Annotated in this window: 24 protein-coding genes; 11 read left to right on the forward strand and 13 right to left on the reverse strand. The window is 65.1% G+C overall.

The window, feature by feature from the left end; genetic code table 11:
• Positions 1–14: 14 nt before the first annotated feature.
• Genes RB623_RS14160 through RB623_RS14170 form a run of 3 tightly spaced genes read right to left on the reverse strand, consistent with a single transcriptional unit; the run spans position 15 to position 2,211 of the window.
• Positions 15–581 (reverse strand): O-acetyl-ADP-ribose deacetylase, encoded by a 567-nt coding sequence (locus tag RB623_RS14160; protein WP_308057503.1) that lies wholly within the window; start codon positions 579–581, stop codon positions 15–17.
• Positions 581–1,357, reverse strand: coding sequence for a (Fe-S)-binding protein (locus tag RB623_RS14165; protein WP_308057504.1), 777 nt, complete (start codon positions 1,355–1,357; stop codon positions 581–583). Before RB623_RS14165 ends, RB623_RS14160 begins: the two co-directional genes overlap by 1 nt.
• Before the next feature lie 53 nt (positions 1,358–1,410).
• Complete coding sequence (locus RB623_RS14170; protein ID WP_308057505.1) at positions 1,411–2,211, reverse strand: FCD domain-containing protein; 801 nt, start codon at positions 2,209–2,211, stop codon at positions 1,411–1,413.
• 171 nt (positions 2,212–2,382) lie between these two features.
• On the opposite strand from RB623_RS14170, the gene RB623_RS14175 reads away from it, so the two are divergent.
• From RB623_RS14175 to glcF, 9 genes are all read left to right on the forward strand, one after another.
• Positions 2,383–2,610: a hypothetical protein gene (locus tag RB623_RS14175; protein WP_308057506.1), complete on the forward strand. Its 228-nt coding sequence runs from the start codon at positions 2,383–2,385 to the stop codon at positions 2,608–2,610.
• Between the two features lie 173 nt (positions 2,611–2,783).
• Complete coding sequence (locus RB623_RS14180) at positions 2,784–4,052, forward strand: DUF3422 family protein (RefSeq protein WP_308057725.1); 1,269 nt, start codon at positions 2,784–2,786, stop codon at positions 4,050–4,052.
• Positions 4,053–4,156: 104 nt separating this feature from the next.
• On the forward strand, positions 4,157–5,653 hold the full coding sequence (locus RB623_RS14185) for an FAD-linked oxidase C-terminal domain-containing protein (RefSeq protein WP_308057507.1): 1,497 nt from the start codon (positions 4,157–4,159) through the stop codon (positions 5,651–5,653).
• A gap of 6 nt (positions 5,654–5,659) precedes the next feature.
• Positions 5,660–6,292, forward strand: a complete 633-nt coding sequence (locus RB623_RS14190; RefSeq protein ID WP_308057508.1) for an ASCH domain-containing protein — start codon at positions 5,660–5,662, stop codon at positions 6,290–6,292.
• Between the two features lie 130 nt (positions 6,293–6,422).
• Positions 6,423–7,001, forward strand: a complete 579-nt coding sequence (locus tag RB623_RS14195) for a Uma2 family endonuclease (RefSeq protein ID WP_308057509.1) — start codon at positions 6,423–6,425, stop codon at positions 6,999–7,001.
• A gap of 7 nt (positions 7,002–7,008) precedes the next feature.
• Positions 7,009–8,211, forward strand: a complete 1,203-nt coding sequence (glcE, locus tag RB623_RS14200) for a glycolate oxidase subunit GlcE (protein ID WP_308057726.1) — start codon at positions 7,009–7,011, stop codon at positions 8,209–8,211.
• Between the two features lie 30 nt (positions 8,212–8,241).
• Positions 8,242–8,466: a DUF433 domain-containing protein gene (locus RB623_RS14205; protein ID WP_308057510.1), complete on the forward strand. Its 225-nt coding sequence runs from the start codon at positions 8,242–8,244 to the stop codon at positions 8,464–8,466.
• Entirely contained in the window at positions 8,463–8,813 is a 351-nt protein-coding gene (locus RB623_RS14210) for a hypothetical protein (protein WP_308057511.1), read from the forward strand. Before RB623_RS14205 ends, RB623_RS14210 begins: the two co-directional genes overlap by 4 nt.
• Positions 8,813–10,135 carry a glycolate oxidase subunit GlcF gene (gene glcF, locus RB623_RS14215; RefSeq protein ID WP_308057512.1) on the forward strand — a complete coding sequence of 441 codons (1,323 nt, stop codon included), beginning with the start codon at positions 8,813–8,815 and terminating at the stop codon, positions 10,133–10,135. Before RB623_RS14210 ends, glcF begins: the two co-directional genes overlap by 1 nt.
• Positions 10,136–10,144: 9 nt before the next feature.
• Here the strand turns inward: glcF and RB623_RS14220 are convergent, their stop codons facing one another.
• Positions 10,145–10,837 (reverse strand): DUF2161 family putative PD-(D/E)XK-type phosphodiesterase, encoded by a 693-nt coding sequence (locus RB623_RS14220; protein ID WP_308057514.1) that lies wholly within the window; start codon positions 10,835–10,837, stop codon positions 10,145–10,147.
• A gap of 223 nt (positions 10,838–11,060) precedes the next feature.
• Positions 11,061–11,861, reverse strand: coding sequence for a L,D-transpeptidase (locus RB623_RS14225; protein WP_308057727.1), 801 nt, complete (start codon positions 11,859–11,861; stop codon positions 11,061–11,063).
• A gap of 237 nt (positions 11,862–12,098) precedes the next feature.
• Between RB623_RS14225 and RB623_RS14230 the strand changes: the two genes are divergently transcribed.
• A complete protein-coding gene (locus tag RB623_RS14230; RefSeq protein WP_308057515.1) occupies positions 12,099–12,740 on the forward strand; it encodes a DNA-3-methyladenine glycosylase I in 642 nt (213 codons plus the stop codon).
• 300 nt (positions 12,741–13,040) lie between these two features.
• On the opposite strand, the gene RB623_RS14235 is transcribed toward RB623_RS14230, so the two are convergent.
• The 8 genes from RB623_RS14235 to katG form a co-directional block, all read right to left on the reverse strand.
• The gene (locus tag RB623_RS14235; RefSeq protein ID WP_308057516.1) at positions 13,041–13,880 is read right to left on the reverse strand and encodes a hypothetical protein; all 840 of its coding nucleotides are present in this window, start codon (positions 13,878–13,880) and stop codon (positions 13,041–13,043) included.
• 353 nt (positions 13,881–14,233) lie between these two features.
• Entirely contained in the window at positions 14,234–15,181 is a 948-nt protein-coding gene (locus tag RB623_RS14240) for a tripartite tricarboxylate transporter substrate-binding protein (protein ID WP_308057518.1), read from the reverse strand.
• Positions 15,182–15,304: 123 nt separating this feature from the next.
• Positions 15,305–15,763 (reverse strand): PaaI family thioesterase, encoded by a 459-nt coding sequence (locus RB623_RS14245; protein WP_308057519.1) that lies wholly within the window; start codon positions 15,761–15,763, stop codon positions 15,305–15,307.
• A 94-nt stretch (positions 15,764–15,857) separates the two neighbouring features.
• Positions 15,858–17,147, reverse strand: coding sequence for an RsmB/NOP family class I SAM-dependent RNA methyltransferase (locus RB623_RS14250; protein ID WP_308057520.1), 1,290 nt, complete (start codon positions 17,145–17,147; stop codon positions 15,858–15,860).
• Between the two features lie 59 nt (positions 17,148–17,206).
• Positions 17,207–17,716, reverse strand: a complete 510-nt coding sequence (locus tag RB623_RS14255) for a GNAT family protein (RefSeq protein WP_308057521.1) — start codon at positions 17,714–17,716, stop codon at positions 17,207–17,209.
• A 16-nt stretch (positions 17,717–17,732) separates the two neighbouring features.
• Positions 17,733–18,146 (reverse strand): type II toxin-antitoxin system VapC family toxin, encoded by a 414-nt coding sequence (locus RB623_RS14260; protein ID WP_308057522.1) that lies wholly within the window; start codon positions 18,144–18,146, stop codon positions 17,733–17,735.
• A 3-nt stretch (positions 18,147–18,149) separates the two neighbouring features.
• Entirely contained in the window at positions 18,150–18,431 is a 282-nt protein-coding gene (locus RB623_RS14265; RefSeq protein ID WP_308057523.1) for a type II toxin-antitoxin system Phd/YefM family antitoxin, read from the reverse strand.
• Positions 18,432–18,561: 130 nt separating this feature from the next.
• Positions 18,562–20,760, reverse strand: coding sequence for a catalase/peroxidase HPI (katG, locus tag RB623_RS14270; RefSeq protein ID WP_308057525.1), 2,199 nt, complete (start codon positions 20,758–20,760; stop codon positions 18,562–18,564).
• A 157-nt stretch (positions 20,761–20,917) separates the two neighbouring features.
• On the opposite strand from katG, the gene RB623_RS14275 reads away from it, so the two are divergent.
• Entirely contained in the window at positions 20,918–21,823 is a 906-nt protein-coding gene (locus RB623_RS14275) for a hydrogen peroxide-inducible genes activator (protein ID WP_308057526.1), read from the forward strand.
• The last annotated feature ends 4 nt before the right edge of the window (positions 21,824–21,827 follow it).

The raw sequence follows: 21,827 nt of genomic DNA on the forward strand, positions 1-21,827 counted from the left end.
CAAACCGGCAACGACTAGAACTCGTCGCCGGTCCTAGAAGTGCTTTGCAACCGTGCGAAAGCCACCTGATAGGCTGCGGCAGCCATCTGGTCGAAGCAGCAGAACAGGATTTTTTGCAGGCTCGAACCCGTCGCTGCTTCGCATGCCGCCGTCACAGCGATTTGGGCCGCGCGGTCCTGGGGAAAGCGATAGCGCCCCGTGGATATCGCCGGGAACGCGATGCTCGCAAGCCCGAATTCTCCGGCCAGTTCGAGGGAATTGCGATAGCAGTCCGCCAGCAACGCGTCCTCGCCGTGCTCGCCGCCGCGCCAAACGGGGCCAACTGTGTGGATGACATGGCGCGCGGGCAGCCTGTAGCCGCGCGTGATCTTGGCCTCGCCGGCCTTGCAGCCGTTCAGCGTCCGGCATTCGGCCACAAGCTCCGGACCGGCGCGGCGATGGATCGCGCCATCGACTCCACCACCGCCGAGCAGCGAACTGTTGGCGGCGTTGACGATGGCGTCGACATCAAGCGTCGTGATGTCGCCGACCAGTATGGACAGGACGGTGTCGCCGTGCCGGATACTCTTCGGTTCTTCCATCAGTCGTTTCCTCCGATCGATGGCGCGTCGGTCATACCGGCCAGCACCTCGGCGATATGCCTGACTTCTACCGTCGAGCCGTTTCGTTTCAACCGGCCGGCCATGTGCATCAGGCAACCAAGCTCGCCGGCGAGCAGGATTTCGGCGCCGGTTGCGCCGATCTCGCCGACCTTGCGTTCTGCGAACACTTTTGAGGCCTTGGCGTAAGGTGTGCAGAAGGATCCGCCGAAACCGCAGCATGATCCTGCGTCCCGCATCTCGATCAAGTCCAACCCTTCGACGGATTCAAGCAGGGCGCGCGGCTGGCGCCGGATGCCGAACGCGTGCAGGCCCGCGCAGGAATCGTGATAGGTGGCGGAGGCGTCGAGCCCCGCCGCGATCTTTTCAATGCCGAGCACGTCCGTCAGAAAGCTGACCAGCTCATGAACCTTGGCTGCGAAGGTCTTGGCGCGCGCTTCCCATGCGGCGTCGCCGGCAAACAGCGTCGGATAGCGGTGCCGCAGCATGCTGGCGCAGGAGGCGGACGGCGCGACGATGTAGTCGAAACCCTCGAAGGTTTCGATCGTGCTTTCCGCCGCCGCCCGGGCTTCGGCCCGGTCGTTCGAGGCAAGAGCCGACTGGCCGCAGCAGGTCTGGGCGCGCGGGATTTCGACCCCGCATCCCGCAGCCTCCAGAAGCCGGGCGGCCGCGAGCCCGACGCTCGGCCGGAACAGGTCGACGAGGCACGTCACGAACAGGCCGGCGCGCGGCCGGTGCTGGCCGCAAGACGTTGGCATCGCCGATGTGTCGGGCTGGTTGGTCAGGGTGCGGCTCGATCGATGCAGGCTGGTCAGCCGGCTCTCTGCGCCCGTTTGCCGTCGGCGTCTAGCCGCCTGCTCAGTCTCAGCTTCGAAACCCGCTGCCATTCGCCGGTGCGCTCGGCCTGCGTCATTGCCTGCTCGATGAAGCCGATGTGGTCCATCGCGGCTTGCCGTGCCGCCGCCGGATCGCCGTTGACGACCGCCGCGTGGATTGCCCGATGCTGGGCAAGCAGCTTTTCGCGCGCATCGACCATGGTGAAGACGATCAGCCGGTTCTCGAACACGCCGTCGGATAACAGCCGGTAGCAGGAGCGCAGCGTGTGCAGCAGCACGATGTTGTGCGCGCATTCGCCGATGGCGTTGTGGAACTCGACGTCGATCTCCGCCTCTTCCTGAAAATCGCTGCGCCCGTGCGCCGCGGTCATGCGCTCCATGATGCCCTCCAGCAGCGCATGGTCGTCCGCCGTCGCCCGCCGCGCCGCGTATTCGGCGGCGATCCCTTCCAACTCGCGCCGGTATTCCAGATAGTCCGCGCGCGCCCTGGTGTGCGACACGATGAGTTCCGCCACGGGAGGGGCGAAGACCTGGCCCACCACGTCGGCCACATGGGTGCCGCCGCCATGGCGCGTGGCGACCAGCCCGCGAGCTTCGACGATCTTCAATGCATCCCGCAGGACCGGCCGCGATACGTCGAACTGGCGCGCCAGCTCTCGCTCTCCCGGCAGCCGGTCGCCGCTGCCGAGCACGCCCTCGAGGATCAGGCGCTCGATCTGCAAAACCACCTCGTCGGCGGTTCGAGAATGCACGATCCTGGAAAAGATTTCGCCCAAAGCGGTTCCCGTTCAGCAGCCGCGCCGAGAATAGGAGAATGCCTCGCAACTGGTCAAACAAATTATCCAGTTTGGAAGAGCTGACCGGCGGCAAGGCAGCACGTCTATCCACCTTGCCGCCGACAATAGACCGAAGAACATGCCGGCGACATGGCGGAGCGGTGAAGACGAATGTCGATTTTTGTAAACCGCATGTCCCCAAAACGGCCGGTGCGGTCGATTTTTCAGGACGTTTTTGAAGTCCGTTGCGGTCGAATTCCTGGGGCGCTTCACCAACCCATTGCATTTGCTGGATTTTCCGGACTTCACGCGGTCTTTTTGCAAACGTTCTGCCTTATCGCACAGGCAAGCATCGACTGGCGCGCGCTGCCGGAAAATTCTGCGGATGCAGAGGCTTAGGTTCATTTTCGATGTCTAATGTTGCGGCGCGAAAAGAATATTGCTCGCCGCGCCATGGTTGGCAGTTGGCTTCGCCTCGGCTGGCCGTCATAACAGGCTGTTCTCAGGCGGTGGATGCGACTGTGGCCGACGAACCCGAACCAGATTTTGCCTCGCCCCTGGCCGGGACGGTAATGGGTTTCCCCGCGCATCGCGACCGCGCGGTCGCCCTCGGCGAGGTGCACGCCCGCCCGCATCCGATGCTGGCGCATCCGCGCGTTCTGATCCAGCTCGCCTTCATGACCGAAGGCGGTTTTGCGGTCGACCATGCCGTGCTGTGCGAGCTTTCGCGGCGTCTCGGCGTCGCCGCGCCCGACCGGCAGGCGCGGCACTACACCATGAACTGGGGCCAGGGCACGCTGCGCTGGGAGCGTCATACCGAATTCTCGACCTATCTATGGGAAGGGCCGCTCGACGAGAACGGCCGCCAGCCGGAGGACATGCCTTTCGGCAATGGGTTTTCGCCGCCCGGCACCGTGATTTCCGGCCTTCGCCTGGAGCTCCGCGCCTGGACTGGCGCCGGCGAGGCGCTTGCCGGCGCTTTCGATCCGTCGGCGCTTTGCTATTCCACGGTCGAAGGCGGCAACGCGGCGATCGCCACCGACTTTCGCCAGGACCGTGACGGCCTGACGCGGATCGTCGTTCTCGATCAAGGGCTTACGCCGGCGCGCAGCGGCGCCCTGGCGCAGCGCCTCATCGAGATCGAAACCTACCGGACGCTGGCCTTGCTCGGCCTGCCGCTGGCGCAATCGCTGTCGGCGCGGGTGCGGCGCATCGAGGACCGGCTGGCCGCCATCACCGCCGAGATGAGGGCCAGCCCGCGCCGCAACAGCCAGGACCTTCTCGCCGAGCTGACGGAGCTTGCCGCCGAGCTGGAGGCTGACGCGGCCTCCAGCCTCTACCGTTTCGGCGCCAGCCGCGCCTATGACGTCATCGTCCGGGAGCGGCTGGAGGCACTCGGCGAGGAGGCGATCGCCGGCGGCGAGACCTGGAAGGGTTTTCTGCAGCGGCGCCTCGCGCCGGCCATGCGCACCTGCCAATCGGTCGAGAGCCGGCAAGAAAACCTTTCGGAAAAGCTCAGCCGCGCCACGACCCTGCTGCGCACCTGGGTGGACGTCGAGGTCGAGGCGCAGAACCGCGCGCTGCTCGCCTCGATGAACGACCGCGCCAAATTGCAGCTCCGCCTCCAGCAGACCGTCGAGGGCCTGTCGGTCGCCGCCGTCTCCTATTACGTCGTCGGCCTGGTCGGCTACCTGGCCAAGGGTTTCTCCATCTTCGGCATGGAACTGAAGCCGGAACTGGTCACCGCTGCCTCCGTGCCGATCGCCATCCTTGCGGTGTGGTGGGCCGTACGCCGAATCCGTCGGTCACACAGCGAGCATGAAGGCGCAACAAAACGCTAAGTATTTGAAAAAACATGCATATCAAGCCGATTTCGTTGCTTGCCGTAGGCCTGAATTGTTGGTAAAAGATTTTTACCACTCGCTCACCAAGGCTGCGCAAAGCCATGTCCGGACTAGCCATGCCGACTCCCGATGCCGCGACGTTGCGCCGCCGCGCCGAGATCATTGCCGACATGCGGCAGATCGTGCCGGGCGAGGGCGTGGTCGATGCGGTCAACGAGATGCGTGCTTTCGAGAGCGACGGGCTGACCGCCTATCGCCAGCTTCCGCTGGTGGTCGTGCTTCCGGAGACCACGCGGCAAGTCTCGAAGATTCTCAAATATTGCGACGAACGCGACATCCGCGTCGTGCCGCGCGGCTCGGGAACGTCGCTGTCCGGCGGCGCGCTGCCGCTGGAGGACGCCGTCCTGCTGGTGATGAGCCGTTTCAACGAGATCCTCGAAATCGACTATATGAATCGCGTCGTGGTGGCGCAGCCGGGCGTGACCAATCTCGGCATCACCCGCGCTGTCGAAGACGACGGCTTTTATTACGCGCCCGATCCGTCCTCGCAGATCGCCTGCTCGATCGGCGGCAATGTCGCCGAAAATTCCGGCGGCGTACATTGCCTGAAATACGGACTGACGGCCAACAACGTGCTTGGCATCGAGATGGTGCTGATGAATGGCGAGGTCGTGCGGCTGGGCGGAAAGCATCTGGATTCGGAAGGTTACGACCTGCTCGGCGTCATGACCGGGTCAGAGGGGCTATTGGGTGTCGTCACTGAGGTAACGGTGCGCATATTAAAGAAGCCGGAGACGGCGCGCGCCCTGCTGATCGGTTTTCCGACCAGCGAGCAGGGCGGGCAATGCGTCGCCGACATCATCGGCGCCGGCATCATTCCCGGCGGCATGGAGATGATGGACCGGCCGGCCATCCACGCCGCCGAGGATTTCGTCCATGCCGGCTATCCGTTGGAATGCGAGGCGCTGCTGATCGTCGAGTTGGACGGGCCTGGCGTCGAGGTCGATCACCTGATCGGGCTGGTCGAGGCGATCGCACTGCGCAACGACTCGACCACCTGCCGCATCTCGACTTCCGACCAGGAGCGGCTGTCCTTTTGGGCCGGCCGCAAGGCCGCGTTCCCTGCCGTTGGCCGCATCTCGCCGGACTATTACTGCATGGACGGCACGATCCCGCGCAAGGAACTGCCGAAGGTGCTAGCCGGCATGCGCTCGCTTTCGGAGCAATACGGACTGCGCGTCGCCAATGTCTTTCATGCCGGCGACGGCAATCTGCATCCGCTGATCCTCTACGACGCCAACAAGCCGGGCGAACTGGAAAAGGCGGAAGGGTTTGGCGCGGACATATTGCGGCTGTGCGTCAAAGTCGGCGGCGTCTTGACCGGCGAACACGGGGTGGGAGTGGAAAAGCGCGACCTGATGCCGGAGATGTTTTCGGAAGCCGATCTCGACCAGCAGATGCGGGTGAAATGCGCCTTCGATCCAAACCACCTGCTCAATCCGGGAAAGGTCTTTCCGCAGCTACGCCGCTGCGCCGAACTTGGGCGGATGCATATCCATGCGGGAAAAATGCCGTTCCCGGACATTCCGAGGTTTTAGGGATCCATGCTGTTCAAGCAGGCCATCCTCGACGGCATCGCGGCGGGCGCCGTCACGCTGGCCTTCCGGCGCTGGAAGCAGCCGACGGTAAAAGCCGGCGGACGATTGCGCTCGGTGGCCGGCGCAGTCCGGATCGGCATGATCGCGCCATGCAGCCCAACTGAACTGACCGAAGCAGATGCTTGCGCCGCCGGCTTCCCCTCGCTCGCGGCCCTGCGGAAAACGCTCGGACCGGACAATGGCGACCCCGTCTACCGTATTGCGCTCGATGGCATCGAGCCGGACGAGCGCGTGGCGAGGCGGGAAACGGCCGAGCCGTCCGAGCAGGAATGGGCCGACATCCGATCCCGGTTCGAGCGCTGGGAAAAGGCCGCGCCCGGCTATTTCCCGTCGATCTTGCGACTGATCGCCGCGAAGCCAATGGTCGCCGCCAGCGGATTGGCAACGGCGCTCCGGGTCGAGAAACTGAAGTTCAAGCAGGACGTTCGCAAGCTGAAGGAACTCGGCCTGACCGAAAGCCTCGATGTCGGCTATCGGCTGTCTCGGAGGGGAGAGTCGGTGCTCGCACGCCTGAAAAGCCCTGGCCCCTCTCGGGAGAGCTCGAGCGGGCTGGGGACAGGAGGTGTTGCTTGTTCATGATTGGCTCTACGAAGAGTTCAACCCGCGAGTTCTTCTCAGTACCTCCGCGTGCGGCCGTTCATTCTTCCGCGAGTTGGGACTGGACCCCCATTGTGGTAGGCTTTCTGCCTAAAGGCAGGAACGCACTGACATGAACACCCACATCGCCCCGCCTCCCGGCAAACTCACTGCGGAGCAATTCCTCGAGTTCATCGAAGACCGCCCGCGCGGGGAACGCTGGCAACTGATCGACGGAGTGCCGTTTCTCATGATGTCGCCAGCCATGCTTCCGCATCAGCGGATTGGGCTAAATTTGATCCAGCGTCTTAACGCTTGTCTTGAAATCCATCGTCCCGATGTCGTTGCGATGCATGAGGTCGCCGTCAGGGTCGAAAGCCATCCGAACACGCGGTTGGTCACGGATGTGGCGGTGGTCGATTTCGAGGTGGAGAACGTGGTTTACTGCACCCGCTTCTTCCTCGCCGCTGAGGTCTTGTCGGACTCCAACACCCGCGAACATATCAGCCGCAAGCGGGAGATCTACGCCGACGCACCCGACTGCCAGTACATTCTGATCCTGTCGCAGAAGGATTTTGCCGTTGAGGTGTGGTCCCGCGCCGATGGCTGGAAGGGTCATGTCTACCGTTCGGCCGGCGATCTGATCGACCTGCCGGAATTCGGGTTCTCCTGCCGCCTCGCCGACCTCTATCGCGGCGTTTCGATGAAATGAGCCATCCCTGACCACCTTCATCCCCACCTCCGCCGACGAAGTCCTGTCCGCTGTCCAATGGGCGGTTTCGGAAAACGCCCCGCTGGAAATCCTCGGCCACGGCTCAAAGCGGGGCATCGGCCGACCGCCACAGACCGAACACGCGCTCGACCTGTCGAAGCTGAGGGGCGTGACGCTCTATGAGCCGGAGGAATTGGTTCTGTCGGCCAGGGCCGGCACGCCGCTCTCCGAGATCGAGAAGATGCTGGCCGAACGCGGCCAGGAACTCGCCTTCGAGCCGATGGATTTCGGCCCGTTGCTGGGTGGCGCGGCGGGGCGCGGCACGATCGGCGGCACGCTGGCGGCGAACCTTTCCGGCCCGCGACGCATCAGGGCGGGCGCGGCGCGCGACCATATCCTCGGCATCCACGCCGTCTCGGGGCGCGGTGAGGCGTTCAAGTCGGGCGGGCGCGTGGTCAAGAACGTCACCGGCTACGATCTGTCGAAAGTCATGGCGGGGTCGTGGGGCACGCTGGCGGTGGCGACCGACGTGACCTTCAAGGTGCTGCCGGCGGCGGAGACCGAGACGACGCTGGTGCTGCCCGGTCTCTACGACGACGCGGCGGTGGCGGCGATGGCGCTCGCCATGGGATCTTCCGCGGAAGTTTCCGGCGCCGCGCATCTTCCGGAAATGGTTGCCGCGCAGGTCGGCGAGGGCGCGCTTGCAGGCGGCGCAGCCACGTTGCTGCGCATCGAGGGTTTTGGCCCGTCGGTCGATTACCGCGTGAAACATCTGCGCGAGGCGTTCGGCGGTGACGCACGCTTCGACGAGATTTCAGGCGACAGGTCGAAAGCGCTCTGGCGCGCGGTTCGCGACTGCCTGCCCTTCGCCGACGGCAGTCAAAAACCCGTCTGGCGCATGTCGATGGCGCCGAGCGAAGCACACAAGGCGATCATGGCGCTGCGCATGGCGGCAGCGGTCGAGGTCTTTTACGACTGGGCCGGCGGGCTGGCCTGGCTACGCATGGAAGGCGAGCCGGAAGCCGAATTGCTGCGGGGACTGATCAAAAAATTCGGCGGCGGCCATGCGACGCTGGTGCGCGCCAGCGTTGCCGACCGTGCGGCCATCCCGGTCTTCGAGCCGCAGCCGCCGGCGTTGGCTGCGCTGTCGGTGCGGCTAAAGGAACAGTTCGATCCGCAAAACATCCTCAACCCGGGACGGATGGGGTAGAATGCGCAATGTTTGATCTGGAGAAGTCCCATGGCTCCCGTGACCGAAGCCGATCTGTTTGAATCGAAGCCGGATGTCGTCAGCGGCGCGCTGGTGTTCAAGGGAACGCGCATTCCGGTGGATGCTCTCTTCGCTAACCTCGCGGCCGGTTCGTCGCTTGACGAAATCCTCGAAGACTTTCCCGGTATTGGTCGCGAACGGGCGGAAGCCGCGATCATGCTTGCGTCCGAACGCTTTCAGCGAAACGCTGCATGAAGCGAGTTATTCTTGATGAGGGCGTACCGAAGACGCTTGCAGGCAAACTTCGTGCGCTGGGACTCGATGCGTCAGCATTTCCGAATGGCTGGAAGCAGTTGAGCAATGGCAACTTGCTCAATGAGATCGAGAAGCAAGGGTTCGAGGTACTTGTCACCAACGACAAGCGCATGCAGTTCCAGCAGAACCTTCGCGGCAAGCGGATCGCGATCGTGGTGCTTCCGACCAACACCCGCATCGACGTTTTGAAGCTCGTTCCAATGATTGCCGACGCGATCCGAGCCGTGTCGGCTGGCACATTCTTTCACATTGGAGCGTCCTCAAGCACGCCCGAAAAGAAGTCCTGATGCAAACAACCTTCTCCCCCACCCAACTCGCCGATCCGCATGTCGCGGAATCGGAAAAGATCCTGCGCAAATGCGTGCATTGCGGGTTCTGCACCGCGACCTGCCCGACCTATGTGACGCTCGGCAACGAGCTGGATTCCCCGCGCGGAAGAATCTACCTGATCAAGGACATGCTGGAGAACGGCCGTCCGGCGGACAAGGAGATCGTCACCCATATCGATCGCTGCCTGTCGTGCCTCTCTTGCATGACGACCTGCCCGTCGGGCGTGAACTACATGCATTTGGTCGACCATGCCCGCGCCCATATCGAGCAGACCTACAAGCGGCCGCTTGTCGACCGGCTGATCCGGCAGGTTCTGGCCTTCACCTTGCCCTATCCCCGACGGTTTCGCGCGGCGCTGTCGCTGGCGAAGCTGGGACGGCCCTTCGCCGGCCTTCTGGCCGGCATGTCGGCGCTGAAGCCGCTGACCGCGATGCTGAAACTTGCGCCAGCCTCCGTGCCGGCGGCTTCGCCGGTGTCGCGGCCGGGTCGCCACGTAGCCAATGGCGAAAGGCGGGGCAGGGTGGCGCTGCTCACCGGCTGCGCGCAATCCGTGCTGGAGCCCGGCATCAACGAGGCGACGGTCCGCCTGCTGAACCGGCTGGGCGTCGAGGTCGTGGTGCCGGAGGGAGAGGGCTGCTGCGGCGCGCTGGTCCACCACATGGGCAAGGAAGATGCCGCGCTTGCCGCTGCGCGTAAAAACGTCGACGCCTGGGTGCGGCAGATCGAACAGGGCGGGCTAGACGCGATTGTGATCACGGCGTCCGGCTGCGGCACGACAATCAAGGACTATGGCTTCATGTTGCGGTTCGATCCGGCCTATGCGGAGAAGGCGGCAAGGGTTTCGGCACTCGCCAAGGACATCACCGAATTTCTGGCGACGCTCGACCTGCCGGAGCCGTCAGTCAAGCCCTGCCTGACGGTGGCCTATCATTCCGCCTGCTCTATGCAGCACGGCCAAAAGATCACGCGGCAGCCGAAGGAACTGCTGGCGCGCGCCGGTTTTGTCGTGAAGGAACCGCGCGAGGGCCATCTGTGCTGCGGTTCGGCCGGCACCTACAACATTTTGCAGCCGGAGATTTCGGCAAGACTACGCGACCGCAAGGTAAAGAACATCGAAGCGACCGGCGCCGCGCTCGTCGCCACCGGCAACATCGGCTGCATCACGCAGATCGCCAGCACGGCGAAGCTGCCCGTGGTGCATACGGTGGCGCTGCTCGACTGGGCTTATGGGGGGCCGAAGCCCAAAGGCATTGCGCCGCCGCACGCGACAGCACAGTAATCCGACGCTCTACGCAGAGCCGGTCGGGGAGGGCGCCTCGCTCATAGCCGCTTGTTGCGGCCAGCGCTCCAACGCCTGCCGTCCGGTCTCGGTGAGATCGTAGACGCCTCGTTGCTCCCGCAAGAACCAGCCGTAGACATTGCGGCGCAAGATCGAAGCGGCCTTCGGTGCGCCGGGCCTCAGGTCGCGCGGCCGCTTCGGCCCTTCGGCGAGGGCCGCGGCACAGGCCAGCGCCTGCTGGCGGTAGGCAGTCATGATCGGCGCGCGCGAGCCGCCGCCGGTCGCCGGATCGCCCTGGCGGCGGCGATGTTCGTCGACCAGTCGCGAGCGTCGCCGCGGATCGCGACGCGGCGGCAAGGCGGCCGGGCTGAGCAGGAGTTGGACCTCGCCATCAGCGGTGACGCCAAGCAGGCCGAAGCCGAGCCGCCGGCACAGATTGCGGAAACGCCGGTCGGCCTCGCGTCCCTTGCCGCGCGTCGACAGACGCGCCGCCAACCACACTTCGTCGCTGGCGGCGGCACGGTCGACACCCTGCAGCACCAGTTCGAGGTTGAATTGCAGCTTCAACTCGCACACGACGACCACTGGCGGCGTGTCGGGGCCGAGCGCCACCAGGTCGCAGCCGCCGACCTCGCCCTTGACCGAATAGCCGAAGCCTTCGAGGAAACGTTTCACCGGCAGATAAAGGGCAGTTTCGAGCATAGTCTCGTCATGCTTTGGAAACCGCGAGACTGGCCGATTCGGCCGCGCACGTCATCTTGCCAAGGGTAGCCGGCGATCATCTGGCTGCACCATGTCGGCGAACAGTCGCAGCAAAACGAAAGGGCAGCGCGGTTGCCCGCGCTGCCCTTGCCCCCGGTCGAAGGAAGCGGCCCCCACCGCTTCCTTGCCGCGCCGCCCCCGCGAGCGCGGTCTCCCCGGTCCGCTATATGACGACCACCCTGGTGCCGACGCCGACACGTTCGTAGAGGTCGACCACGTCCTCGTTGCGCAGCCTGATGCAGCCCGACGAGACGTTGGTGCCGATCGTCCACGGTGCGTTGGTGCCGTGAATGCGGTAGAGCGTCGAGCCGAGATAGAGTGCGCGCGCACCGAGCGGATTTTCCGGACCGCCTGCCATGTAGGTGGGCAGATGGCGGCCCTTGGCGCGCTCGCGCACGATCATTTCCGAGGGTGGACGCCAGTCGGGCCATACAGCCTTGCGCGAGATCTTCTGCGTGCCCGTCCACACCATGCCTTCCTGGCCGACGCCGACGCCGTAGCGGCGGGCCTTTCCGCCGGCCTGCACGAGGTAGAGAAATTTCGAACTCGTATCGATGACGATGGTGCCGGGCTTCTCGGAGCCGGTGTACTCGACCTGCTGCGGCAGGTAGATCGGGTCCATCTGCGGCTGCATCTGTTTGCGGCGCGGCGCAGGCACGGCGGCGGTGCGCACCTCGTCGGTGCCGAAGATATTGAGGCCCTGGCGGCGCACGACGCGGCGCTGCACCGGCGGCTCGGCGCGCATCACGCGGCGCGCGCCGGGCTGCACACGCACGCCGTAGTCGGCCTCGCCGCGTACGATCCTGCGCCCTGGCTGGTTGCCGAGCTGCATGACCCAAGGGGCCGAAAGGTCGGGGCTGACCACCACCGGCGGGCGCTCGCCGTAGCGGCTCTGCCCGGCGGCGGGCACAGCCGCGAGGCCGAGCAGCAAGGCCGAAGTCAAGAGAACGATCCTGCTGTTCATCATACGCGTACTCGTCAAACGAAAGAACTCAACGGTGACACGGCGGGCCTGTCTGCCCGTCATGTCAGGAGCGTGACGGCAAGCGGAAACCGAAAAGTGAATCGGGTTGGCTAAAACGCCGGGATTTCCCTAAACCTTTCAGTGTGGTTACCGGCCGGTTCAGCGGCTTGGTAAAGGCCCGGTCAATGCGGGCAAAAACCGCGTTAACGATCAGGTTTCTGCAAGGAGAGGGCGGGTATGACGGGACTGCTGGAGGGATCGGACGGCGTGATCCGCTGCGCCTGGGCGGGCGAACTCGACGACTACCGGCGCTACCACGACCGGGAATGGGGCCGCCCCGTGACCGACGACCGCCGGCTTTTCGAAAAGATCTGCCTGGAGGGTTTCCAGTCCGGCCTGTCATGGCTGACCATCCTGCGCAAACGCGAGAATTTTCGCGCCGCCTTCGCCGGCTTCGATTTCGACCGGATCGCAGAATTCGGCAAGGCCGATGTCGAACGGCTGCTCAAGGACGCCGGCATCGTGCGCCATCGCGGCAAGATCGAATCGACCATCAACAACGCCCGCCGCGCCAGGGAACTGATTGCGGAGGCGGGGTCGCTCGCGGCATGGTTCTGGCAGTTCGAGCCACAGGCCGGGCAGCGCCCGGCGAAGGTGGATCATGCGGCGGTCGTCGCTATGCCGAAGACCGAGGTTTCCGCGAAAATATCGAAGGAATTGAAGAAACGCGGCTGGACCTTTGTCGGGCCGACGACCGTCTACGCCTTCATGCAGGCGATGGGCCTGGTCAACGACCATATCGAGGGCTGCCACTGCCGCGCGCCGATCGAGGAGATGAGGGCGGGCTTCAAGCGGCCCGCGTTGCGCGGGAGGCCGTGACCTAACAAAGGTTTTGCCGACCTCGCCATGCGCAAGGTCGTTGCAGACAGCAAGGATCGCCGCCGGACTGCGGAAAAACCGCGAAGGCCGTCGCTCTTTTGCTCGTGATTTTACCCCCACCCCTTACCCTGCCGGGGCGAGCCACGCGTCTCGCCCGTCCTTCGGACCCCCACAAGGGGGAGGGGGACTTTGCGGCCGCCATGCCGAGTGAGACCATCGAAGGTCTGCGCCGAGCGGACATGCCAGCTTGTCCCCTTCCCCCTTGTGGGGAGGGGTTAGGGGGGTGCGACGCACGCGCGGTCATGACGTGTCGGGACATTCCAGCGCGTAGACGGCCAGCGCGTGGGCGTGCGCCAGAATCTCGTCGACCTCGCGGATGTTGCGGGGATGAGTGGCGGTCGGATCGTAGCGGGACAGCCGGCCGCCGGGCGGACGCCCGCGCCGCAGCGGCGAGAGGCGGCGGAAGCGGATCGCGGCCTGCCTGCCTTGCGCGACCGCGGCGGCGCGGGCTTGCCTGTCTCGCGCGAGCGCTGCCTCGTGGCGCGCCTTCCAGCGGGCGAACCGTTGTGCCTGGCCCGGCAGGTCGTCGAGTGCTGCGGCCAGCGCCTCCAGCCGCTGGCCGAGGCGCGACGCGTCGACTGCGTCGTCGGGCGATGGTCTTGGTGGCAGCGGGCGGTACGGCGAGCTGGAATCGAGCCCCGAGATTCGCGGCACGGCATGCGCCGGCACATAACGGCGCCGGACGCGGAAGGGGTGTTTCAGCGGATCGAGCAGCGACAGGTTTGTTGTACGCGGGCGGGCGGCGCGTTTGGCGGCGGCTCTCTTGGCCGCGGCGGCGCGCCTGATGTCGTCGTGCGACATTGTGACGGCGATGCCGAGGCTGCGCAGCACGGCCTCGTTGGTAACGGGTTTTGGCTTTCGCGGGCGAACCGGCGGCAGGGTCACCACGATCCCGCGCGCCGCCGCGATGATGAGGCGCCGCGCCGCGGATTCGGCCGGACGCAGCAGCCGCAAGATGGCGCGATGAAGCTGGCGCGGCAGGGTCGACCCACCGTCGGCAAAGCCGGCGATGGACACGAGCATCAACAGGATGCGCTTCAGCGCCTCCCGATTCTTCTCGATTGCCCCACTCCCGTCCATTGCCAATTCCCTTCGCCACCTCGTCCGGCCGATGAGTATGAGGCAGGTCTTGGGGAGGGGGATAAGAATCTTGTGCGCTGGCGTTTCGCGCTTCGGGCGGAAGAAGGTTGGATCAGCAAAAGCAATGGCTTGGCGGCTTATGCAGCCCGACATTCTGGACAGTTTTCCGGTGCAGCGAAAATTCCATCCCCCGTTTTCAGATCGCCGCCGTGCGTTTTGTCGGGTCCGCCGGAACGCTTCGTCATCGTTACGGCATCGATCCTGCCGACCCGACATAAGTTTCCGGCTTGGGTTTCCCTTGCGAGTCTGGGATGCCTGCATTGGGTTCGGCCCGATTGCGCGCCGCCAGTTCCTCAGACCGTCGGCGATGAGGGCTTGACGCTGGCGGCTTTCATGAGGCGCGCCGCGCCTTCACTCTCGCTTTCCACGAAGCGCTCAAACTCGGGCTGCGTCATGCTCATTGGCTCGCCCCCGTGTTTGGCGATCCATTCGCGCAGGTCCGGCCCGGCGAGCACGCGCCCGATGTCGTACGCAAGCTTGTCAACCACGCCGGCCGGAGTGCCAGCCGACACCCACATCCCGTACCAGATCGGAAAGTCGAATCCGGCGACGCCCGCCTCCGCGATTGTCGGCACCTCAGGGAGCAAGGTTGAGCGCCGCGCGGTGCTCACCCCCAGCGCAACGAGCGTGCCGTCGCGAATGTGCGACAGGGCGAGAGAGATCGGCACCAGATAGTACGTGAAGCGCCCCGCTATCGCGTTGGCGATCGTATCGGCGTTCGAATCGTTCGGCGAGGGAGGAAGATGCAGCGCCTTGATTGCCGCCGCTTGATTGAACTTCTCGACTCCGACATGTGTGCCGGTGCCTATGCCGGTGGATCCAAACCTGAGTTCGCCCGCCCTCGCCGCCGCAATGAGCCCGCCGACGGTGGTGACGCCAGTCGCCCTGCCCGTGACGAGCACGTAGCCTTGCCTGGTGAGCGGAATGATCGGGGTGAAGTCGTTCAACGGGTCATACGGGAGGTCCTTGAGGAGCGCTGCACCGTATGCCTGGGCACTTGTGCTTATCAGCAGCGTGTGACCGTCGGCTGGCGACTTCGCCACCAGTGCAGGAGCCGCAGTGGCACCCGCACCCGGGAGGTTCTCGACCGTTACCGGTTGACCCCACAGCGACGAAAGTTTTGGGGCCAGCGCACGGGCCAAGAGATCGGGCCCGCCGCCTGCCCCGAACGGCTCGATTATGCGCACCGGCCTGGTCGGATAGACGTGCGCGGACGCGGCCGGATCTGGCGCGCTGGTCATCGTGTCCTCATGTCCCCCGGCGCATTCAACGAGAAAAGCAAAAGCAACGCAATTGATCGAAGTGCGTCAGTCCCACGAAGCTCTCCGAACCGCATCTGCCGGCGATCGGCCGGCCAGGCATGTCTAGCCTTCGATGCCCTGCCGCCCGGTGACAGTCATCATCGTGCCGGTCATGGTGGCAATCAGTTTCGCCTCGCCGTCGGCGGCAAACGCATAGGCCTGGCCGTCCGCCACGATGATGGTGCGGCCGGGTTTGGTCACCGACCCGCGGAACAGGAAACGCTCGCCCCTGCCGGGCGCCAGCAGATTGACCTTGAACTCGATGGTGAGCACCGCGGCGTTTTCCGGCATCAGCGAGAAGGCGGCGTAGCCGCAGGCCGAGTCGAGCGCGGCGGAAATGATGCCGGCATGCAAAAAACCGTGCTGCTGCGTGAGTTCGTCGGAAAAAGGCATCTCGATCTCGACGATGCCCGGCGTCACGCTGGTGAGCTCGGCGCGCATCGTCGTCATGACTTTCTGCCGCGCGAAGGAAGCGCGCACGCGCTCCTCGAAATCCGCATTGGGAACAATCTTTGCCGACATCGCCTTCGCCTCCTGACCTCGCTTATGACAAAGCAGTGACGGGCAGGCAAATCATTTTGCTGCGTCGCAGCATGGATGAGACACGCTCCGAGGTTCAGCCGGCGCGGCGGAGCATGGCGAAATAGAAGCCGTCGGTGCCGCTGCGGAGCGGCGAGAGCACGATGCCGCCTTCCTTCTCGATCCGGGCGGCGGCCGATTTTCCCGGAAACCGCCCTGCGAACAGCGCCTCGTGATCGACCGGCGAGAACGCCGGATCGGCGTCGAGGAAACGGGCGACCTGGTCGTGGTTCTCCTCGCGGAAAACCGAACAGGTGATGTAGGCCAGATGCCCGCCAGGCTTGAGATAGGCCTTGGCGTGTTCCAGAATCCGCGCCTGCTCGCCGATGCGTACTTCGAGCTGGCGCTGGGTCAGCCGCCATTTTGCGTCCGGCCGGCGCCGCCAGGTGCCGCTGCCGGTACAGGGCGCGTCGATCAGCACGAGATCCATCTGGCCGGCAAGCCTGGCCACTTCCGCCGGTTTGGAGAGCACCTGGACGTTGCGGACGCCGGCGCGGCGGATGCGGTCGAAGATAGGGGCGAGCCGCGCCTTCTCGGCGTCATAGGCAAAGATCTGGCCCTTGTTCTCCATCGCCGCCGCGAGCGCCAGCGTCTTGCCGCCGGCCCCGGCGCAGAGGTCGAGCACCTGCATGCCGGGTTTTGCGCCGGCGAGTTCGGCAGCCACCTGCGAGCCTTCGTCCTGCACCTCGAACCAGCCTTTCTGGAAGGCCGGCTCGGCCTGCACGTTGGGATGGCGGCCGTCGCCCTCGATGGGCGGGACGCGCAAGCCGTGCGGCGCGAGCGTGGTAACCGAGGCAGCCGTCTGGTCGAGTTCGGCGAGAACCCGGTCAGCTTTCGCGGCGAGCGTGTTGACCCGCAGGTCGAGTGGCGGCCGGCCGGCCAGCGCGCGCGCCTCCTCCACCCAGGCATCGCCAAAGCTGCGCTCGAGCAGCGGGGCGCACCAGTCCGGGCAGTCGGCGCGGATGGCCGGCGGGGCGTCGTCGAGGCCGTTGGCCTTCAAGGCGGCGAGTTCGGTGGCGTCCAGAGGCGGCGGTGCGAAACGGTCGCCGTCGAGGGCGCGGTTGAGCTTTTCGGCGGTCTCGCCCCATTCGAGCAGCAGCGCGCCGAAGGCGAGAGCGCGCGCGGTGTCTGTGCCGAACAGCCAGGCGGCCGAACGCTTTCGCCGCAGCGCGTCGTAGACGATGTTGCCGATCGCGCCGCGGTCACCGGCGCCGGCAAAACGGTGCGACAGGCCCCAGTCCTTCAGCGCATCGGCTGCCGGCCTGTGCCGACGCTCGATGTCGTCCAGAACCTCGATGGCCGCAGCCAGCCTTCCACCCAGTCGCATATCGGTATCCCGTTTTCGGCCAACCCGAACGGGTGCTTGTTAGCGAGGGCAGGGCGGTTTCACAAGCCGCCGCCTGCCCGCCGCGCGTTCCACTCGGGCCGCAGGATGGACAGGATCGTCTCGTCGCGAAAGACGCCGCCGAAATAGGCGCTGCCGCGCGCCACGCCTTCCTCCTCGAAACCCGCATTGCGGTAGGCCTTGCGGGCGCGCAGATTTTCCGGGAATGCGCCGATCCACAGCCGGTGCGTATCGGTCTGCTCGAACACGGCGTCGATCGCGTGGCGCAGGATAAGGGAGCCTCGGCCTTGCCCCGGTTCGGCCACCGCCAGCCGCTTGATGCAGGTGACCCTTGCCGGCGTGGCCCAGTCGCGCAACAGGGCGAAGCCGATCGGCCGGTCGGCGATCTCGCCGATGAAATAGCGGTAGGCGGCATCGGCGAACGCCGCTGCATGGGCATCCGCTTCCCAGCGGCCGACCAGTTTTTCGTAGCCTTCCAGCCGCTCGGTCGCCATGATGAAGGGGATATCCGCGGCGGTTGCACGGCGCAGCACGAAGTTTTCGGATGTCATGTGGTCCCGGTGAATGTCAGGTCGGCTGTTCATAAGGATTGAAGAGCTTGACGCCGGTCGGCTCGAAGTGCCGGACATTGCGGGTGACGAGCGTCAGATCGTGTTCGAGCGCGGTGGCGGCGATGAGGAGGTCGGGATTTGTATGACGCAAGTCGTATGTCAGCGGCCCCCACACCCGCATGGTACCGACTGCAATCGGCAGTATGCGACCGTCGTAGTCTTCCAAAATGGTTTCCAGCCAGTCACGATAGCCGGCGGCACGGTTCGGATCTTGCTGCTCCAGCTTTCGAACGCCGCGCGAAATCTCGCCGACAGCGACAACGCTGATGAAGATCGGTCGATCCGGAACCGATCTCATCCACGAAATTACGTCTGGATGCGGACGAGCCTTGAAGCTCTCCGACAAAACCATCGTATCGATCAAGAACATGGCTCAGTCGAGATCGATGTCGCGGTATTCGGACGGGTATTGGTCGCGATCGTCGAAGACATCCTCCATGCCTTCCGGAAGTTTTGGGGCACTAAGAATGTGCTCGATAAACGTCTTCTTTGGCTTCGGGGTTCTGTGCAACAGCCGCTCGTATTCCTCCGCCGACAGCACCACCACAGCGTCGACGCCGCGCTTGGTGACGTGCTGCGGCTCGCCGCGTTGCGCGGCCTCGACCACGGCGGAAAACCTGTTCTTGGCGTCCTGAAGCGTCCAGACCTTGCCCATGGAACTCTCCATCTGGCTAGATTGTAGGCTAGCCGAATGCCTGCTTCAAGGCTGACCCGAAAGCAGAAAGGCCGGAGACTTGCCCCGGCCCTTCCATCTTCGTTCGACCTCGTTTCGGCGGTTGGCCGGACTACGCGGCTTCCCGCAGCGATTCTGTGCCGAGATCGAAGCGGTCGGCGTTCATCACCTTGGTCCAGGCCGCCACGAAATCCTTGACGAACTTCCCCTTCGCGTCGCTCTCGGCGTAGACCTCGGCCAGCGCTCGCAACTGCGAGTTCGAGCCGAAGACGAGGTCGACGCGGGTGCCGAGCCACTTCAGCTGGCCGGTCTTGCGGTCGGTTCCTTCGAACAGGTCCTTGGCTTCCGAGACCGCCTTCCACTGTGTGCCCATGTCGAGCAGGTTGACGAAGAAGTCTGTCGTCAGGGCACCCGGCCGGTCGGTCAACACGCCGTGCGTAGAGCCATCGGCGTTGATGTTGATGGCGCGCAGGCCGCCGATCAGAACGGTAAGTTCAGGTGCGGTCAGCGTCAGCAACTGCGCCTTGTCGATCAGGGCCACCTCGGCGGGCACCCTGAGCGTAGCCGTCTGGTAGTTGCGGAAGCCGTCCGCCTGCGGCTCCATGACGTCGAACGCATGGACGTCGGTCTGGTCCTGCGAGGCGTCGGTGCGGCCCGGCGAGAACGGAACCGTCACGTCATGGCCGGCAGCCTTCGCCGCCTGCTCGACGCCGGCATTGCCGGCCAGCACGATCAGGTCGGCGAGCGAGATCTTCTTGCCGCCTGTCGCCTCCTGGCCGAACTCGAACCGGATGCGCTCGAGCGTCTTGAGAACCTTGGCGAGCTGGTCGGGGCTATTGACCTCCCAATCCTTCTGCGGCGCCAGGCGGATGCGCGCGCCGTTGGCGCCGCCACGCTTGTCGCCGCCGCGGAAGGTCGAGGCCGAAGCCCAGGCCGTGCCGACCAGTTCGGACACGGTCAGGCCCGATTCCAGCACTTTTGCCTTGAGCGCGGCAACGTCGGCGGCGTTGACCAGCGGATGGTCGACGGCCGGCACCGGATCCTGCCAGATCAGCACTTCCTTCGGCACTTCCGGGCCGAGATAGCGCGAGCGCGGCCCGAGATCGCGATGGGTGAGCTTGAACCAGGCACGGGCAAAGGCCTCGGCGAAAGCCTGCGGGTTCTGCAGGAAGCGGCGCGAGATCTTCTCGTAGATCGGATCGAAGCGCAGGGACAGGTCGGTCGTCAGCATACGCGGCTTCTGCTTCTTCGACTTGTCCTGCGCGAGCGGAACATCCTCCGGCCCGTCCTTGGCCTCCCACTGGATCGCGCCAGCGGGGCTGCGCGTCTGCACCCACTCATACTTGAACAGGTTCTCGAAGAAGAGGTTGGTCCACTGGGTGGGCAACTGCGTCCAGGTCACCTCGATGCCGCTGCTGATCGTGTCGCCGCCGTGGCCGGTGCCATAGCTGCTGATCCAGCCCAGGCCTTGCGCCTCGACGTCTGCATCCTCTGGAACGACACCGACGAACGACGTTTCGCTCGCGCCGTGCGTCTTGCCGAACGTATGGCCGCCGGCGATGAGCGCGACGGTTTCCTCATCGTTCATGGCCATGCGCGCGAATGTCTCGCGGATGAAGGCGGCCGCCTCGAGCGGGTCGCCGCTGGCGTTCGGTCCCTCGGGGTTGACGTAGATGAGGCCCATTTCGGTGGCGCCGAGCGGGCTGGCGAACTGCTCCAGCTTGCGATGGGCGAGCCACGCGCCCTCATCGCCCCAGTTGATGTCCTGATCGGGTTCCCAGGTGTCCGCGCGCCCGGCCGCGAAGCCAAAGGTGCGGAAGCCCATGGTCTCGAGCGCCACGTTGCCGGTCAGGATGAGCAGGTCGGCCCAGGAAATGCCCTTGCCGTACTTCTGCTTGATCGGCCAGAGGAGGCGGCGCGACTTGTCGATGTTGACGTTGTCCGGCCAGCTGTTGAGCGGCGCGAAGCGCTGCTGGCCACGTCCGCCGCCGCCGCGGCCATCGGCAAGGCGATAGGTGCCGGCGGCATGCCAGGACATGCGGATGAACTGCGGGCCATAATGGCCGAAGTCCGCCGGCCACCAGTCCTGCGAGTCGGTCATCAGCTTGCGCAGATCGTTCTTCAGCGCCTCAAAGTCGAGCTTCTTGAACTCCTCGGCATAGTCGAACGCCTCGCCCAGCGGGTTGGAGAGCGAGGAATGCTGGTGGAGGACATCGACGTTGAGCTGCCTGGGCCACCACTCGCGGTTGGTCCTGGGGCCGTGATCCACCGGGCACTTGCCGGGGCCTTTGTCATCCGTCTTCGCGTCCATGGCTTTCTCCTGCCTCCCTCGTCTTGGTGGGTTCTTGCTGAAATGATCGACCAGACGCCGGGCGGGGAAGGCCGAGCAATCTGGAACAATTCCAGACTACGACCTTCCGTCGATAATGACAAATTGCCTTTCCTGATTTTTGCGATAGGTTTTGGTTATGACAAACCTGACCATCCGCCAGATGCTGTATTTCGACGCGCTGGCCCAGACATTGCATTTCGGCCGCGCCGCCGAACTTGCAGGCGTGACGCAGCCGGCGCTGTCGGCGCAGATCGCCGAGTTGGAGGAGCGGCTGGGCTGCCGCCTGTTCGAACGCGGCGGGCGCTTGGTGCGGCTGACCGAGGAGGCGGCAGCCTTGCAGCCGCGCATCGAATCGATCCTGGCGCAGATACGCGAGGTCGAAGCCGTCGCCAGGCGCGGCCGGCGCACCATGCAGGGCCGCTTCCGGCTGGGCATGATCCCGACGGTGGCGCCTTATCTGCTGCCGCAGGTGCTGCCGGAACTCAAAGCACGCTTTCCCGAGCTCCAGTTGGAGCTGCGCGAGGCGGTGACCATGTCGCTGGTGACCGAGACCGCCGCCGGCCGCATCGACGGATTTGTCGCCGCGCTGCCGCTCGATCATCCGGGACTGGTGACGGAGACGCTGTTCGACGACCGCTTCTTTCTTGCGGTACCGGAGCAGGACGCGGATTTCGTCGCCCCGCCGGTGCCGCCGGAGAGTCCGGCGCTGGAGCGGCTGATGCTGCTGGAGGAAGGCCACTGCCTGCGCGACCAGGCGCTGCAAATCTGCGGCACCGTGCGGCCGACGGCTCTTTCCAGCTATGGCGCGACCAGCCTGACGACGCTGTTGCAGATGGTCGGCCACGGCCTTGGCGTCACGCTCATTCCGGAAATGGCGGCCGAATCCAGCCGCGTCATCCGCGATCTCAAGATCGTGCCTTTCGCCGAGCCGATGCCCTCGCGCGAGATCGCGCTGGCGTGGCGCCGGAACAGCCCCCGGCAGGAGGAATGCCGCGAGCTCGCCGGCATCCTGCGCGCATTGCGGGAAACGGTGATGTCGTGATCGG

The organism is Mesorhizobium sp. LHD-90 (genome assembly GCF_030929505.1).
Lineage (GTDB): Bacteria > Pseudomonadota > Alphaproteobacteria > Rhizobiales > Rhizobiaceae > Kumtagia.

Bases quoted from the DNA above. Each gene is read 5' to 3' on its own strand.
- RB623_RS14160 (WP_308057503.1), bottom strand. From the start codon at position 581: ATGGAAGAACCGAAGAGTATCCGGCACGGCGACACCGTCCTGTCCATA.
- RB623_RS14165 (WP_308057504.1), bottom strand. From the start codon at position 1,357: ATGCCAACGTCTTGCGGCCAGCACCGGCCGCGCGCCGGCCTGTTCGTG.
- RB623_RS14175 (WP_308057506.1), top strand. From the start codon at position 2,383: ATGTCGATTTTTGTAAACCGCATGTCCCCAAAACGGCCGGTGCGGTCG.
- RB623_RS14180 (WP_308057725.1), top strand. From the start codon at position 2,784: ATGGGTTTCCCCGCGCATCGCGACCGCGCGGTCGCCCTCGGCGAGGTG.
- RB623_RS14185 (WP_308057507.1), top strand. From the start codon at position 4,157: ATGTCCGGACTAGCCATGCCGACTCCCGATGCCGCGACGTTGCGCCGC.
- RB623_RS14190 (WP_308057508.1), top strand. From the start codon at position 5,660: ATGCTGTTCAAGCAGGCCATCCTCGACGGCATCGCGGCGGGCGCCGTC.
- RB623_RS14195 (WP_308057509.1), top strand. From the start codon at position 6,423: ATGAACACCCACATCGCCCCGCCTCCCGGCAAACTCACTGCGGAGCAA.
- RB623_RS14205 (WP_308057510.1), top strand. From the start codon at position 8,242: ATGGCTCCCGTGACCGAAGCCGATCTGTTTGAATCGAAGCCGGATGTC.
- RB623_RS14210 (WP_308057511.1), top strand. From the start codon at position 8,463: ATGAAGCGAGTTATTCTTGATGAGGGCGTACCGAAGACGCTTGCAGGC.
- glcF (WP_308057512.1), top strand. From the start codon at position 8,813: ATGCAAACAACCTTCTCCCCCACCCAACTCGCCGATCCGCATGTCGCG.
- RB623_RS14220 (WP_308057514.1), bottom strand. From the start codon at position 10,837: ATGCTCGAAACTGCCCTTTATCTGCCGGTGAAACGTTTCCTCGAAGGC.
- RB623_RS14225 (WP_308057727.1), bottom strand. From the start codon at position 11,861: ATGAACAGCAGGATCGTTCTCTTGACTTCGGCCTTGCTGCTCGGCCTC.
- RB623_RS14230 (WP_308057515.1), top strand. From the start codon at position 12,099: ATGACGGGACTGCTGGAGGGATCGGACGGCGTGATCCGCTGCGCCTGG.
- RB623_RS14235 (WP_308057516.1), bottom strand. From the start codon at position 13,880: ATGGACGGGAGTGGGGCAATCGAGAAGAATCGGGAGGCGCTGAAGCGC.
- RB623_RS14240 (WP_308057518.1), bottom strand. From the start codon at position 15,181: ATGACCAGCGCGCCAGATCCGGCCGCGTCCGCGCACGTCTATCCGACC.
- RB623_RS14245 (WP_308057519.1), bottom strand. From the start codon at position 15,763: ATGTCGGCAAAGATTGTTCCCAATGCGGATTTCGAGGAGCGCGTGCGC.
- RB623_RS14250 (WP_308057520.1), bottom strand. From the start codon at position 17,147: ATGCGACTGGGTGGAAGGCTGGCTGCGGCCATCGAGGTTCTGGACGAC.
- RB623_RS14255 (WP_308057521.1), bottom strand. From the start codon at position 17,716: ATGACATCCGAAAACTTCGTGCTGCGCCGTGCAACCGCCGCGGATATC.
- RB623_RS14260 (WP_308057522.1), bottom strand. From the start codon at position 18,146: ATGTTCTTGATCGATACGATGGTTTTGTCGGAGAGCTTCAAGGCTCGT.
- RB623_RS14265 (WP_308057523.1), bottom strand. From the start codon at position 18,431: ATGGGCAAGGTCTGGACGCTTCAGGACGCCAAGAACAGGTTTTCCGCC.
- katG (WP_308057525.1), bottom strand. From the start codon at position 20,760: ATGGACGCGAAGACGGATGACAAAGGCCCCGGCAAGTGCCCGGTGGAT.
- RB623_RS14275 (WP_308057526.1), top strand. From the start codon at position 20,918: ATGACAAACCTGACCATCCGCCAGATGCTGTATTTCGACGCGCTGGCC.